18 protein-coding genes are annotated in these 12,704 nt (G+C 75.5%); 2 read left to right on the forward strand and 16 right to left on the reverse strand.

The window, feature by feature from the left end; all coding sequences use genetic code 11:
* Nucleotides 1-8 precede the first annotated feature (8 nt).
* The 15 genes from ACQP04_RS28435 to ACQP04_RS28505 form a co-directional block, all read right to left on the reverse strand.
* A complete protein-coding gene (locus ACQP04_RS28435; protein ID WP_433508455.1) occupies nt 9-353 on the reverse strand; it encodes an aldehyde dehydrogenase family protein in 345 nt (114 codons plus the stop codon).
* Between the two features lie 17 nt (nt 354-370).
* Entirely contained in the window at nt 371-988 is a 618-nt protein-coding gene (locus ACQP04_RS28440) for an FMN-binding negative transcriptional regulator (protein ID WP_433503607.1), read from the reverse strand.
* A gap of 137 nt (nt 989-1,125) precedes the next feature.
* Nucleotides 1,126-1,977, reverse strand: a complete 852-nt coding sequence (locus ACQP04_RS28445; RefSeq protein ID WP_433503608.1) for an alpha/beta fold hydrolase — start codon at nt 1,975-1,977, stop codon at nt 1,126-1,128.
* A 106-nt stretch (nt 1,978-2,083) separates the two neighbouring features.
* Entirely contained in the window at nt 2,084-2,509 is a 426-nt protein-coding gene (locus ACQP04_RS28450; RefSeq protein ID WP_433503609.1) for a nuclear transport factor 2 family protein, read from the reverse strand.
* Nucleotides 2,510-2,822: 313 nt separating this feature from the next.
* Nucleotides 2,823-3,449 (reverse strand): protein-L-isoaspartate(D-aspartate) O-methyltransferase, encoded by a 627-nt coding sequence (locus ACQP04_RS28455; protein ID WP_433503610.1) that lies wholly within the window; start codon nt 3,447-3,449, stop codon nt 2,823-2,825.
* 70 nt (nt 3,450-3,519) lie between these two features.
* Entirely contained in the window at nt 3,520-3,870 is a 351-nt protein-coding gene (locus ACQP04_RS28460) for a DNA polymerase ligase N-terminal domain-containing protein (RefSeq protein ID WP_037045880.1), read from the reverse strand.
* Nucleotides 3,871-3,916: 46 nt separating this feature from the next.
* On the reverse strand, nt 3,917-4,168 hold the full coding sequence (locus ACQP04_RS28465; RefSeq protein WP_433503611.1) for a hypothetical protein: 252 nt from the start codon (nt 4,166-4,168) through the stop codon (nt 3,917-3,919).
* A gap of 181 nt (nt 4,169-4,349) precedes the next feature.
* A complete protein-coding gene (locus ACQP04_RS28470; protein WP_433503612.1) occupies nt 4,350-5,039 on the reverse strand; it encodes a CBS domain-containing protein in 690 nt (229 codons plus the stop codon).
* Nucleotides 5,036-6,001 (reverse strand): CBS domain-containing protein, encoded by a 966-nt coding sequence (locus ACQP04_RS28475; RefSeq protein ID WP_433503613.1) that lies wholly within the window; start codon nt 5,999-6,001, stop codon nt 5,036-5,038. Before ACQP04_RS28475 ends, ACQP04_RS28470 begins: the two co-directional genes overlap by 4 nt.
* Nucleotides 5,998-6,567 carry an Rv1733c family protein gene (locus ACQP04_RS28480; RefSeq protein WP_433503614.1) on the reverse strand — a complete coding sequence of 190 codons (570 nt, stop codon included), beginning with the start codon at nt 6,565-6,567 and terminating at the stop codon, nt 5,998-6,000. Before ACQP04_RS28480 ends, ACQP04_RS28475 begins: the two co-directional genes overlap by 4 nt.
* On the reverse strand, nt 6,554-6,763 hold the full coding sequence (locus ACQP04_RS28485) for a hypothetical protein (protein WP_433503615.1): 210 nt from the start codon (nt 6,761-6,763) through the stop codon (nt 6,554-6,556). Before ACQP04_RS28485 ends, ACQP04_RS28480 begins: the two co-directional genes overlap by 14 nt.
* A 72-nt stretch (nt 6,764-6,835) precedes the next feature.
* Nucleotides 6,836-7,102, reverse strand: coding sequence for a DUF1876 domain-containing protein (locus ACQP04_RS28490; RefSeq protein WP_037045876.1), 267 nt, complete (start codon nt 7,100-7,102; stop codon nt 6,836-6,838).
* 127 nt (nt 7,103-7,229) lie between these two features.
* The gene (locus ACQP04_RS28495) at nt 7,230-7,916 is read right to left on the reverse strand and encodes a CBS domain-containing protein (protein WP_433503616.1); all 687 of its coding nucleotides are present in this window, start codon (nt 7,914-7,916) and stop codon (nt 7,230-7,232) included.
* A complete protein-coding gene (locus ACQP04_RS28500) occupies nt 7,913-8,392 on the reverse strand; it encodes a universal stress protein (RefSeq protein ID WP_433503617.1) in 480 nt (159 codons plus the stop codon). The genes ACQP04_RS28495 and ACQP04_RS28500 overlap by 4 nt, the downstream gene beginning before the upstream one ends.
* A gap of 109 nt (nt 8,393-8,501) precedes the next feature.
* Nucleotides 8,502-9,413: an RNA polymerase sigma-70 factor gene (locus ACQP04_RS28505; protein WP_433503618.1), complete on the reverse strand. Its 912-nt coding sequence runs from the start codon at nt 9,411-9,413 to the stop codon at nt 8,502-8,504.
* A gap of 183 nt (nt 9,414-9,596) precedes the next feature.
* Here ACQP04_RS28505 and ACQP04_RS28510 point away from each other — a divergent pair, with 183 nt between their 5' ends.
* Entirely contained in the window at nt 9,597-10,082 is a 486-nt protein-coding gene (locus ACQP04_RS28510) for a carboxymuconolactone decarboxylase family protein (RefSeq protein ID WP_433503619.1), read from the forward strand.
* A gap of 75 nt (nt 10,083-10,157) precedes the next feature.
* On the opposite strand, the gene ACQP04_RS28515 is transcribed toward ACQP04_RS28510, so the two are convergent.
* Nucleotides 10,158-11,306: an App1 family protein gene (locus ACQP04_RS28515; RefSeq protein WP_433503620.1), complete on the reverse strand. Its 1,149-nt coding sequence runs from the start codon at nt 11,304-11,306 to the stop codon at nt 10,158-10,160.
* Nucleotides 11,307-11,490: 184 nt separating this feature from the next.
* Between ACQP04_RS28515 and ACQP04_RS28520 the strand changes: the two genes are divergently transcribed.
* Nucleotides 11,491-12,687, forward strand: coding sequence for a CaiB/BaiF CoA transferase family protein (locus ACQP04_RS28520; protein ID WP_433503621.1), 1,197 nt, complete (start codon nt 11,491-11,493; stop codon nt 12,685-12,687).
* The last annotated feature ends 17 nt before the right edge of the window (nt 12,688-12,704 follow it).

A 12,704-nucleotide genomic window follows, 5' to 3' on the forward strand; every position in this document is an offset into this window, starting at 1 on the left:
GGCCAGGCCTACGAGGTCACCCGCTGCCGCTGGGTCTCCGACGACATCGGGCCGATCCGGGTGGAGGCGTCCGTCGGGTCGCCCACCGTGGCTTCGCCGCCGCCGCGACCAGCTGCTCGACGATCTCGGACTGCTTCGCCGCGGGCCACCAGCATCCGCGTCCACGCGGTGCAGGTCTGCCCGCTGTCCTGCCAGGCGGCGCCCAGGCCGACCTTGACGGCCTTCGCCAGGTCCGCCGACTCCAGCACGATGTTCGCCGACTTGCCGCCCAGCTCCAGCGCCACCCGCTCGACCGTGTCCGCGGCGACGACCGAGACGCGCTTGCCCGCGCGCGTCGAGCCGGTGAACGACAGTTCACGTGAGGCTTACCTCATGCGACCGGGCGGTGGGCGGCCACGGCGTCCGCGCCCCGGACGTCGCCGACGTCTCGGAGGCCCTCGACGACGCCGTCGATGTCCGCGGCGGGGCGGTTCTGGCTGAGCTTGAACTTCGCGTCGACCCGCTCGATGCGGACCTCGACGCCCCCGATCGCGCGCAGCTGGCCGCGGAAGAACTTCTCCGGTGCGTCGTCGACGCGCCACGGGGCCGGCCGGTCCGCCTCGTGCAGGTCGGTCAGCCGCCGCACGACGTCGGCGAGCCAGTCGACGTCGTCGTGCACGGTCACGGTGCCGTGGACGTGCGCGGTCACGTAGTTCCAGGTGGGGACGACGCGCCCGTGCTCGGCCTTGGAGGCGTACCAGGTCGGGCTGACGTAGGAGTCCGGGCCGCGGACGATCACCAGGCCCTGCTGCCCGTCGGCCCGCCGCCAGTGGTCGTTGTTGCGGGCGAGGTGGCCCAGCAGCGTGCCCCGCTCGCGGTCGTGGACGAACGGCAGCATCGTCGCCTCCAGACCCTCCGGGCCGGCGGTGACCAGGTCCGCCGCGCCGTGGTGGTCCAGCAGCTGCTGCACGTCCTCGTCCGCGGGGGCGAAGTGGGTCGGCACGTACACGGTCGCTCCTTGCATCGGTTCCGGCGACACCAGCATGCCTGCACCCGGCGGCCTTCTTCGACGGCCGATCCGCCGTCATCTCGGGAGGCCATTCTCGGACTGCGGTCGACGCGGCGCCCGTGCGCGCCGTGCGGAGGTCAGCGGGTCAGGATGGTGTGCAGGACGTCGGCGAGCGGCTCGGGGTGCACCTGGACGCCGAGGTGGCTGGTGGCGATCTCGTGCACGTCGAACGGGTTGTCCGGGGTGAGGGCGTCCGCCTCGGCGATGTAGCGGTCCTGCAGCGCGGGCGGCAGCGCCCGGTCCGCGGTGAGTCGCACGTAGCTGCGCGGGATCCGGCCCCAGGTGGCGGCGTCGGCGCGGACGCGGTCCTCGTCGATCAGCAGCGTCTCGTCCGGGTCCTGCGTGTGCAGGTAGGCGAGCAGCTCGTCCCGGGTGCCGTCGGCGAGCAGGGCGGCCTGCAGGGCGTCGAGCATCGCCGGGTCCGCGGTGCGCCAGTTGAGCCGCAGCCCCCCGACGGCGGCGGGGTCGGCGCAGATCAGGCCGGTCACCGAGCCCAACAGGCTCTCCGCGTTCTCCGGCGATGCGTCGTACTCGGCCGGGCCCGCCTGCACCGGGCAGTGCGCGGACACGTACACCAGCCGGTCCACCAGATCCGGCGCCGCGTTGCCGACGGCGGTCAGGGTCAGCCCGCCCCGGCTCACCCCGACCAGCACGGTCGGCCCGTGCTCGCGGGCCCGCCGCAGCACGTCGACGACGGCGGCCACGTCGTCCGCCGTGCCGATCCCCTGCATCCCGCTGGGCTCGGCGGCCAGCGCCGCCGGGTCCTGCGGCCCGAGGTAGCCGCGCGGGACCCGGGCGGAGAACCCGTGCCCGGGCAGGTCGACGGCGAGCACGCGGTGCCCGCGCAGGGCGAGCTCGCGCACCACCGGGGTCCAGGACGCGGCGTTGCAGCCCATTCCGTGCACGAGGACGACGGTCGGATCACTCACGGCCCCGCAGTCTGCCGGGCCGCCCGCACACGTCCGGCGGGACCCCGCCGGCGTCGGATCAGTCGCCGGATCAGTCGCCGGGTCAGCCGCCGGGTCAGCCGCCGGATCAGTCGCCGGATCGGTCGTCGCGCAGGACGACGCGGCGGTCGATCCGCCACCCGGCCGGGGTGCGGACCAGGTCGTCCACGACGGTCGTCAGGCGGTGCAGCCGCGAGGGCTCACCGGTCGGGGTGCCGACGATCTGCAGATAGGCCCGGGACGTCAGGGTGTCCGGCCCACCCGGGATCACCTCGACCGTGCTGACGACGTGCCGCAGCACCTCACCGGACTCGACGCAGCCCGCGTGGAAGCGCTCGGCGAACGCCGTCAGCTCGGCGGCCCCGATGGCCGGGTCGGGATAGCTGGGCGAGTGGAACTCCCCGTCCGCCGTGAAGGTCGCGGCCCAGTCGGCGGCCCTGCCCGAGTCGATCGCATGGCTCTGCCGCCCGTAGAGCTGGTGGACGGCGAGCACGTCCTCGGCCGAGATGTCCATGGCCACATGCTCGGCCGTGATCGACGAACGTTTCACCGTCCGGCAGCGGCCCGCACCGGCCGGGCTCCGGCTCGACGCGCCGTCAGCTCGGCTGGGGCACGATCCGGATGTACGGACGCGGGGCCTCGCGGCCGTCCGGGTAGGTCCGGCGCCTCCTCGTCCGACACCGAGCCGTCGCCGGGTCCCCGAAGGTACGCACGCGCCACCGCCCGTCGATCCGCCGGCCGGCACGTTCGGCAGCCCCGAGAGGGCGGTTCGTCCCGCCCGTGTCGTGTCGGGCCCGGCGTTGCCGGCCCCGATCTCAGGCCCGACCTCAGGCCTCCGGGCTGCCCGGGACGAGCGGGACGAAGCTGACGTCGGCCAGCTCCTCGGTCCGGCCGTCGCGGTAGCGGACCAGGGTGCCGACGCGCTGGTCGCCGACCGGGCACACGATCGTCCCGCCCGGGGCCAGCTGGTCGAGCAGGTCGGGCGGGATCTCCCCGGGGGCCAGTGCGGTGACCACGATCCCGTCGAACGGCGCCCGGTCCGGGGCGCCGCGCATCCCGTCCCCGGTGCGGACCTCCACGTTCGGGGCGAGCTCCGCGAGCACCTCGCGGGCCCGCGCGGCGAGCGTCGGGTCGCGCTCGACGGTCACGACCTCGCCGACGCACCGGGACAGCACCGCGGCCGCGTAGCCGGACCCGGTCCCGATCTCCAGCACTCGCGCCGACGGCGGCTGCTCCAGCGCGACCACGCTGAACGCCACGATCCACGGCGACGAGATCGTCTGCCCGCGGCCGATGTCGAGCGGGTGGTCGCCGTAGGCGTCGTCGGCGAGCTCCGGCCGCACGAACCGCTCCCGCGGCACCTCCCCCATCGCGGCGAGCACCCGCGGGTCCGTGATCCCCGCACCACGGAGCCTCGCCACCATCGCCTCGCGCGCGTTCCCGGTCCCCGTCATCGGACCTCCTCCCGCCGCGGCCTACCCGCTCCCGGCCCACCCATGTCGTGCCGGGCCCCGCTGGTGGCCGTCAGTGCTCCGGCTGCTCCTTGGTGAGGTGGAGCAGCCAGTCCTCGCCGGTGCGGATCAGGGCGTAGCGCCGGGAGCCGGTGCGCCCGTGCAGGGTGAACACGATCCGCCGCTCGTCCCGGTCGTGCTCCTCCCACCACCCCGTGTCGGCGATGGTCTTGTGCTCGTCGGTGTAGCCCAGATGGTCGAGGCCGTGGTCGGGGACGCCGACGGCGAGCCGGTTGCGCCGCGGGTCGTCGGGCAGCCCGCGGGGTACGGCCCAGGACCGGAGCACCCCGTCCTCCTCCAGCCGCAGGTCGAAGTGCGGCCGCGGCCGCCGGTGGTCGTGCAGCACGAAGGCGGGGCGCTCCATCCGCCCAGTGTGGCGCGTCGGAGATCGGGCGGCAGCGCTGTCGGCGTCACCCGGGCGGCGCCTCGGCGGCGCGTCGGCGTCCCAGGGCCGCGCGGGTGCCGTGGGCGATCTCGAGGTCCTCGCGCGCCGGGACGACGAGGGTGCGCACGGCGGCCCCGGCGGCGGTGATCTCGCCCTCGCCGGCATCCTTGCGGGCCGGGTCGACGGCCACGCCGACGAGCGCCGGCCGCTCGGCGGTCCGGGCCCGGACCCCGGCCTCGTGCTCGCCGACCCCGCCGGTGAAGGCCAGCGCCTCCAACCCCCGGTCGCCGCGGCCATCGCGGCGATGCCGGCCAGCCCAAGTCGCTGGCCGGCTCGACGCCGGCCAGTGCCGCCGGCCCCGACCGCTTCTCTCCGGGGCGTCTGCACTGGATCGATACGCGGTCGGGGCCGACTCTGCCGTGCCGCCCGGTGTTCGGCCGGCGCCGCGCACCCGGTGTTCAGAGGGTTCGCGCGTCCACGTCATGGCCGAGGTGGTCGACCACGTCGACGACTCCCTCCAGCCGACGGGTCAGGGCGACGGCGACGAGGGCGTCGGCGTGCGTGGACACCCGGCCCTCCAGCGTCACGACCCCGCCGGCCGCCGTGACCTCCACCTGCCCGGGATCCAGCAGCAGGATGCGGCCGAGGACCTCGTCGCGGACCTCGCGCACGAGGTCGTCGTCCGGCCGTTCGAACACGCGCAGCAGGTCCGCGCGGCCCACCACGCCCCGCAGGCGCGGCGGCCGCTCGGCGAGGTCCGCCGCGGGCTCGTCGACGACGGGGAGCCACCCCAGCCGGTGCGCCGCCATCGTCCGCGCCGCCTCGGCCACGCCGGTCCCGGGGTCCACGGCGACGACCTCCGTCGTCATCAGGTTGCGTGCCCGCGTGTGCGGCGGGACCTCCGGCCGGTGCTGCCACCGGCGGCGCCGGTGGACGACCGGCGGCTCGACGTCGTCGTGCTCGGCGAGGCGGAGCACGTCGGCCTCGAACACCACCCCGAGCAGGAGCTCCCCGTCGACCACGGGCAGCGCGCGGACCCCGCGCCGGCGGAGGGCGGCGACGATCTGGGCGACGGGCGCGTCCGGGCCGACCGCCTCGACGTCCGTCGTCATGACCTCCCCGACGAGGGTGCGGCGCAGCGCGGTCACCGCCTCGCCTCCGCTGCATCGGGGGCGGGCCGCGTGTCCTCGTCCGCGCGGTCCGGTGGGGGCACGACGGTCACCGAGCAGGGGGCGTGCAGCACGCAGTGCAGCCCGACCGACCCCAGCAGCAGGCTCGCGGCGGCCCCACGCCCGCGGGATCCGACGACGAGCAGGTCCGCGCCCGCCGCGGCCCCGCTGAGCACCTGCCCCGGCTCGCCCGGGACGGCCCGGACCGACACCTCCGGTGTCGCGTCACCCGGCTCGGCGCGCACCTCCTCGGCCGCCGCGCGGGCCCGGCCCCGCAGCTCGCGCTCGACCTCGACGGCCAGGTCCCGGGAGGTCGGCACCTGCGGCGCGCCGTACCGCACCGGCCACGGCGCGGGCACGGCGAAGGCGGACACCACCTCGACCCGCACCCCGCGGCGGGCGGCCTCGCCCAGCGCGAACCGGAGCGCCGCGGCGGCGCCCGGCGACCCGTCGTCGCCCACGACGACCCGGCCGCGGGTGCGTGCCGGTCGCACCGGGCGCACCGGCAGTCCGCGCCGGCGCCGCACCTCGTTCGCGCCGCGCTCGCCCCGGGCGACCACCCGCAGGACGTCCCGCCGGGTGACGATCCCGACCAGGTCGCCGTCGTCGACGATCGGGACCGACCGCACGTGCGAGTCGAGCATCAGGGACACGACGTCGGTGAGCTCGTCCTCCGGGCGCATCGCGAGCGGCGTGCGGGACATGACCTCGTCGACGATCCGCGGCTCGCGCCCCTCGGTGCGGAACCGGTCGCGGACCAGGTCGGCCTCGGTCACGAGGCCGAGCAGCCGCCCGTCCGCGTCGACCACCGGCGCGGCGGTGAACCCGTGCGCGGCCAGCAGCGCGGCGGCGGGCGCGATCGGGGTGTCCGTCGGCACGGTGACGACCGGGCTCGTCATCACGTCGTCGGCCCGCAGCGGGAGGCCGGCCCCCGTGATCATCGGCCGTCCCGCCAGCGCGGCTCGACCTCGTCCCACTCCCGTTCCCACTCGGTGGCGCGCAGCCGGGCGACCCCGCCGGCGGCGAGGTGCGCGAGGGCGGCCACGACGAACCCGCCGATCACCAGCACCGCGCCCGCGCTGGCCACCGTGACGAACACGATCTCGGTGCCGGTCAGCGGGGCGCGCACGAGCCGCCCGTCCGCGGTCACCCAGGCGTCGACCGGGTCCCCGGCCCGCCGCGGCCCGGCGACCTCCGTGCGGCCGACGTGCTCGACGCCGGTCCGGTCGGTCCAGCGGACGTCCGCCGGCACGCGGTTGCGGCCCTCGGGCAGGACCGGCACGTCCTCGGTGAGGACCGCCGTGATCGGGGTGCGGTCCCGCGCCTCGGCGGCCGCCCGGTCCGTCAGGTCGCCGTGGACGTCCAGGCCGACCAGCACCGACGCCCCGAGCAGCACGAGGACCGTCGCGCTGACCACCCACGCGACCAGGTCGGCGACCCGGTCGGAGCGGCGCCGGCCGTCCCGCCGGCGGGGCCGCGACGGGCCGGCGTGCTCACCGGCGAGCATCGCGGCCTTCCTCCTCCGGGGCGTCGGCCTGCGGGTCGAAGGCGCTCGGAACGCCGGGCAGACGCGTGTCGGTAGTGTCGGTCGGGTCGCCGGTGTCGGTCGTGTCGGGTGTGTCGATGTCGGCCTCGTCGCCGTAGAGGGCAGCGAGGACGTGCTGCTCCTCGTCGGCGTCGGGCAGGGTCGACGATGCGCTCATGACGGCCACGCTCCGGCCGTTCCCCCGGGACGGGCAGTGCCGAAGGTCCGTCGGGGGGTCGCGGTCACGGGCTCATCCGCCCCGCACGGCCGGCTGGTTGACCCGCTCCAGGTCGTCGGCGGCGATCCCGAGCAGCCGGTGGGTGAGCTCCGACAGCGCCCGCGCGGCCGCGAGCTCGTCGCCGATCTCGGGCACGTCGCGGTCCGCCGGGTTCAACCGCGCCAGGCCGACCCCCATCACCGACTGGGTCTCGTCCGGGTGGAGCCGGGCCACCGCCCGGGTCCGGCCCTCGTGCTCGTCGATGTCGATCGACACGGTCCAGCGCTTCGACTCGTGCACGGCGCTCTCCTCCTCGCGTCTCCGCGCGACCGTCCCCCGCCCGCGGCGCGGTGAGGAGGGCCGTCGTACCCGCTCCGTGCAGGTCATGAGCCCCGAGCTCCCGTCAGGCGACGGCCGGAGAGACCGCTCAGGAGCGGGGTCCGGCGGCCGGCTCGGTGAGTTGCCCGTCCCGGTCGTCGACCAGGTCGCCGCGGACGGCGACGACCCCTTCCAGCCTGGCCACCAACGCCGTCGCCAGCCGGGCGCGGCCGGACCGCGGCAGGCGGCCCGACAACGTCACGACGCCTCGCTCGACCTCGACGGACACGACGTCGGCGTCCTCGGCGAGGACGGGCCGCAGCACGCCGTCGACGATCTCGGCCCGCAGCTCCGCGTCGTCCCGCAGGAAGACGGTCAGCACGTCCGTGCGGCCGAGGACGCCGACCACGTGCTCGGCGGCGCCGTGGATCTCGGTCACCGCCAGCCACCCCACGCCGTGCTCCCGCATCCGCCGCGCGGCCTCCGCCACCGAGGCGTCCGGCCGCACGGTCACCACCGCCGAGCTCATCAGGGCGCGCGCCGTGGCCGGCCGCGCCGGGTCGGCCCGGCGGAAGCGCTCGTACGACGCCGCCGGGTCGCCGAACTCGGCCGTCCGCATCAGGTCCGCCTCGGAGACGACCCCGAGCAGCCGGCTGCCCTCGAGCACCGGGACGGCGCGGACCGCGTTGCGGGTCAGGACCAGGGCGACCTCGTCGAAGTCCGCCTCGGGCGGGACGGACACCACCCGCGTCGTCATGACGTCGCGGACCAGGGTCCGGCGCAGCGACGCGGTCACGGCGTGTCCCCGGCCGGCGCGGGTGCGGCCCGCGGTGGGCGGACCACCGTGACCCGGCAGGGCGCGTGCAGCACGCACTGCAGGCCGACCGACCCGAGCACCGTGCTCGCCAGGCCGCCCCGGCCGCGGTGCCCCACGACCAGGTCGTCGGCGTCCCCGGCCTGCGCCAGCAGCACGGCGGCCGGGGAGCCGGGCAGGGCGAGGACGTCGACCGGTACGTCCGCGACCTCGTCGCCCAGGTCCGCGCGCGCCTCGGCGACCGCCTCGCGCAGACTGCTCTCGAGGGTGCGGGTGATCTCGGCGGCCGTCGGCGGTCCGCCCGTCCGGCCGAACTCCGGCCAGAAGTCGGGTGCCTCGAAGGCCATGACGACCCGCACCCGGGCCCTCCGCCGCGCCGCGTCGCGGAGCGCGTGGCCGAGAGCGGTGCGCGACCCCGCGGACCCGTCCACCCCCACGACGATCGTCGGTGTCCCCACGGCTCCTCCCTCGTCGGTCCCTGCCCGGCAGGGTGACCCGGGAGGAACCGTCGGCGGCACCGTCGCCGGTCCCGGCGCGACGGGCCGGTCGGCCCTCGGTGCCCGCGGCTCAGCGCCGCAGCGCGGTCTCCCGCTCCATGTGCGACAGCTTCTGCGGGTTGCGCACGGCGTAGAGCCCGGTCACGAGGCCCTCCTCGATGCGCACGGCCACGACGCTGTCGAGCTCGCCGTCGAGCCGGAGGATCAGCGCCGGGTGGCCGTTGACCTGCACCGACTGCAACGACGCCGCGCCGGCGACCCGGCCCAGCCCGGCGGTCAGCACGCGGGCCACCTTGTCCGCGCCCACGATGGGCCGCAGCACCGCCTGCTTGACGCCGCCGCCGTCGCCCACGAGGACGACGTCCGGGGCGAGGATGTCGATCAGGCCCTGCAGGTCGCCGGTCTCGACCGCGCGGCGGAACGCGTCGAGCGCACTGCGGGTCTCGGCCGGGGAGACGATCCCGCGGGGGCGGCGCGCGGCGACGTGCGCCCGCGCCCGGTGCGCGATCTGACGGACCGTGGCGGAACTCTTGTCGACGGCCTCCGCGATCTCGTCGTACCCGAGGTCGAACACGTCGCGCAGCACGAACACCGCCCGCTCGGTCGGAGTCAGGGTCTCGAGCACCAGCAGCATCGCCATCGACACGCTGTCGGCCAGCTCGACGTCCTCCGCCACGTCCGGCGAGGTCAGCAACGGCTCGGGCAGCCAGGAGCCGACGTAGGACTCCTTGCGCCGGCCCAGCGTCCGCAACCGGGTGAGCGCCTGGCGGGTGGTGATCCGAACGAGGTACGCGCGCCGGTCCCGCACCGCGTCGAGGTCGACGGTCGCCCAGCGCAGCCAGGTCTCCTGGAGGACGTCCTCCGCGTCGGCGGCCGAGCCGAGCATCTCGTAGGCCACGGTGAACAGCAGGTTGCGGTGGGCGAGGAACGTCTCGGTGGCGGGGTGCGCAGCGGCGGCCGGGTCCTGGTGCTCCGTCGACATGAGTGCTCCTCCTCGCTCGCGGTGTCCCGCACCAGACGCCGCGGCCCGCCGTTCCGTGACACCGGACATTGGTCGATCTCCATGACGCACGTCACATCCTGGTCCCGTCACGGGATCCCGCCCGCCGGCATCTGATGTCCGTCCAGTGCAGCAGCACACGCCACCACGAGTGAGGACGAGGTCATGGACGCCCGCATCAACCTGTTCGAGAACGAGATCGCCGCCGCCTTCGGCAAGCGCTTCGCCAACGCAGCCCTGGTGATCCACCGGTCGTCGCTGCCGAAGGCCACCCAGGAGCTGGTGTCCCTGCGCGCCAGCCAGATCAACGGCTGCGGCTTCTGCACCGACATGCACACCAAGGACGCCACGGCCGCCGGCGAGACCGCGGTCCGGCTCAACCTGGTCGCCGCCTGGCGCGAGGCCACGGTGTTCACGGAGGCGGAGCGGGCGGCGCTGGCGCTCGCCGAGGAGGGCACCCGGCTCGCCGACGCCCACCATGGCGTGTCCGACGAGACCTGGGCCCAGGTCCGGAAGCACTACGACGACGACCAGACCGCCGCGCTCGTCTCCCTCGTCGCCCTGGTCAACGCGGCCAACCGGATCAACGTCATCGCGCGCACCCCGGCGGGCTCCTACGAGCCCGGCATGTTCGACGCGATGACGAGCTGAGCGGGCCCCGGCCCGGGATCCTCCGGTCCCGGGCCGGCCGCCACCGGGCGTCGAACCGTCGACGGGCCGCGCAGGTCAGGCCCTCGGCAGGCCGACGGAGAGCGGACCGCGCCTGCCGTCGGTCGTCTCGGCACGGATCGCCGGGATCTCCGCGGGATCGAGCAGCCCGATCGACGCCGCGTGCTCGGCGATCTCGGCGCTGTCGTCCACGGCCAGCATCGGCACGCCCAGCGCGGTCACCCGCTCCGCCAGCGCCCGGACCTCGGCGTCCCGGCGCAGGGTGCGCCCCGGGGGACGGCGCACGTAGACCGCGCGGATCCGGTCCGGGTGCGCCTCCGCGACCGCCGCGTAGATCTCCGGGTCGAGCTGGCCCGTGTCGCCGACGAGGACCAGCCCGAGCCCCGGGTGCTCGTCCAGGATCTGGGTGATCAGCCCGGTCTTGTGCTCACGCGCGCCGATGCGGAACAGGTTGCCGTGCCCCGGGCCCCAGTCCGTGAGCAGCAGCGGGCCGAGCGGGAAGGCCCGCAGCGCGATGAACTCCAGCAGCGTGCCGTGCAGGTTCCACGGGCTGGTCGACACGTAGAAGACCGGCCGGCACACCTTCGACGGCGGCGCCACCAGCGCCCGGTACAGCGCCGCCGAGCCGGGCAGCGGGGCGCGGTCCGCGGTCTCGGTCAGCAGGGTCGCCCGCAGGAACGCCAGCCCCCGTGTCAGGCCGGTCTCGAGGATCGTGTCGTCCACGTCGCTGACCAGGGCCACGTCCGCCCGCGGATCGACGACCAGGACCTTCGCCCGCGCCGCCGTCCCGGCCTCGAGGGTCAGCTCGGCCTCGTGCCAGCCCGGCTCCAGACCCGGCTGCTCGACGACGGCGTCCACGTACCCCTCGACGTCCGCCCGGACGTGCCGGACCCCGGCCGGCGTACTGATCGCGACGCGCGCCCCGGGCAGCTCGATCGTGAAGAAGCGACTGAGGCTCGCCAGCAGCACCTGCCGCCGCGAGCGCGGGCCGGGCGCGAGGTCGTCCTCGGTGACGGCGTCGGGGTGCCCCATCGCCACGCGCGCCCCGATCCGGACGCGCTCGGTGGACCCGTGCCCGATGAACGGCAGGACGAGCGGCCGGCGCCGCCCCCGGATCACCACCACGACCATGACTACCCGGCCCAGCACCCGTTCCGCCGCGACGGCCAGCCGGACGAGGACGGCCTTGGCCTGCGCACGGTTCACGACGTCAGGGTGTCGTGGAGACGATCAGCGCGCCACCCGGAGCCACATGTCCCGAAGTGGGACGCGGGCACTCGACCTCGCGCTGGGAAGATTCGCACCGTACGTTCGTCGGCAGACGGGCCGACGTGGGAGGGGCGGGCGCTGGATGTCCCCGGATGCCGCAGCAGACGCTCCGCTCGCAGGTGTGCAGGTCGTGGACCTGACCACCACGTTCATGGGCCCGTACTGCACGCTGCTGCTGGCGCAGATGGGCGCCGACGTCGTCAAGGTCGAGGCCCCCGCCGGCGACGTCCTCCGCTATGTCGGGGACGAGCGGGGCACCGGCCTGGGCCCGGTGTTCCTCAACGCCAACCGGGGCAAGCGCAGCATCGCGCTGGACCTCAAACGGCCGGAAGGGCGTCACGCGCTGCTGCGCCTGGTCGGCAGGGCCGACGTGTTCGTGCACAACATGCGGCCGGAGGCGGTGACGCGGCTCCGGCTGCACGCCGAGGACGTCCACGCCGCCAACCCGCGCACGGTCTACTGCGTGGTCCGCGGCTTCTCCAGCAGCGGCCCGTACCGGGACAAGGCCGCGTACGACGACGTCATCCAGGCCTCGTCCGGGCTCGCCGCCGTGCAGGGAGGACCCGACGGACCCACGTACATCCGCACGCCGGTCGCCGACAAGGCGACCGGTCTGATGGCGGTCGGGGCGATCGCCGCCGCGCTGTACCAGCGGGAGCGCAGCGGGCGGGGACTCGCGATCGAGGTGCCCATGCTCGAGACGATGGTCGCGTTCACCCTGCTCGACCAGCAGGGCGGCTACGTCTTCGACCCGCCGCGCGGGCCTGCCGGCTACGCCCGGTTGAACTCCCCGTACCGCAGGCCGTACCGGACCGCCGACGGGCACGTCGGCGTCATGGTCTACACGGACCCGCAGTGGCGCGCGTTCTTCGAGCTCGTGGGCAGACCCGAACTCGCCGCCGATCCCCGCTTCCGCACCATCACCGCCCGGACGCTGCACGTCGACGAGCTGTACCGGTTGCTCGAGGAGGAGCTGCGGAAGCGGCCCACCGCGGAGTGGCTGGCCGCGTTCGACGCGCGCGGCATCGCCGCGATGCCGGTCCTCACCGTGCCCGATCTGTTCTCCGACGAGCACCTGCGTGCCACGGGCATGTTCGAGGACGTGGTGCATCCGAGCGAGGGACCGCTGCGCTTCGCCCGGTTCCCCGTCGACTTCTCCGGAGCCACCCCCGTGGACCTGCGCCCGGCGCCCCGGCTCGGCGAGCACGGACCGGAGATCCTGGCCGAGCTGGGCTACGTCCCGGAGGAGATCCGCGCCCTCGGCCTCACGGACGGCCACGCACCGGACGTCACGCTCCGGCCCCACGAGGACGTCTGACAGCGGCCGGCCCGACC

Origin of the sequence: Pseudonocardia halophobica (genome assembly GCF_050948485.1) — a bacterium.
GTDB classification, from domain to species: domain Bacteria; phylum Actinomycetota; class Actinomycetes; order Mycobacteriales; family Pseudonocardiaceae; genus Pseudonocardia; species Pseudonocardia halophobica.

What these genes read in the sequence shown, in the direction of transcription:
- ACQP04_RS28450 (WP_433503609.1), bottom strand. Translation starts at nt 2,509, where the DNA reads ATGGACATCTCGGCCGAGGACGTGCTCGCCGTCCACCAGCTCTACGGG.
- ACQP04_RS28455 (WP_433503610.1), bottom strand. Translation starts at nt 3,449, where the DNA reads ATGACGGGGACCGGGAACGCGCGCGAGGCGATGGTGGCGAGGCTCCGT.
- ACQP04_RS28460 (WP_037045880.1), bottom strand. Translation starts at nt 3,870, where the DNA reads ATGGAGCGCCCCGCCTTCGTGCTGCACGACCACCGGCGGCCGCGGCCG.
- ACQP04_RS28475 (WP_433503613.1), bottom strand. Translation starts at nt 6,001, where the DNA reads ATGATCACGGGGGCCGGCCTCCCGCTGCGGGCCGACGACGTGATGACG.
- ACQP04_RS28480 (WP_433503614.1), bottom strand. Translation starts at nt 6,567, where the DNA reads ATGCTCGCCGGTGAGCACGCCGGCCCGTCGCGGCCCCGCCGGCGGGAC.
- ACQP04_RS28485 (WP_433503615.1), bottom strand. Translation starts at nt 6,763, where the DNA reads ATGAGCGCATCGTCGACCCTGCCCGACGCCGACGAGGAGCAGCACGTC.
- ACQP04_RS28505 (WP_433503618.1), bottom strand. Translation starts at nt 9,413, where the DNA reads ATGTCGACGGAGCACCAGGACCCGGCCGCCGCTGCGCACCCCGCCACC.
- ACQP04_RS28510 (WP_433503619.1), top strand. Translation starts at nt 9,597, where the DNA reads ATGGACGCCCGCATCAACCTGTTCGAGAACGAGATCGCCGCCGCCTTC.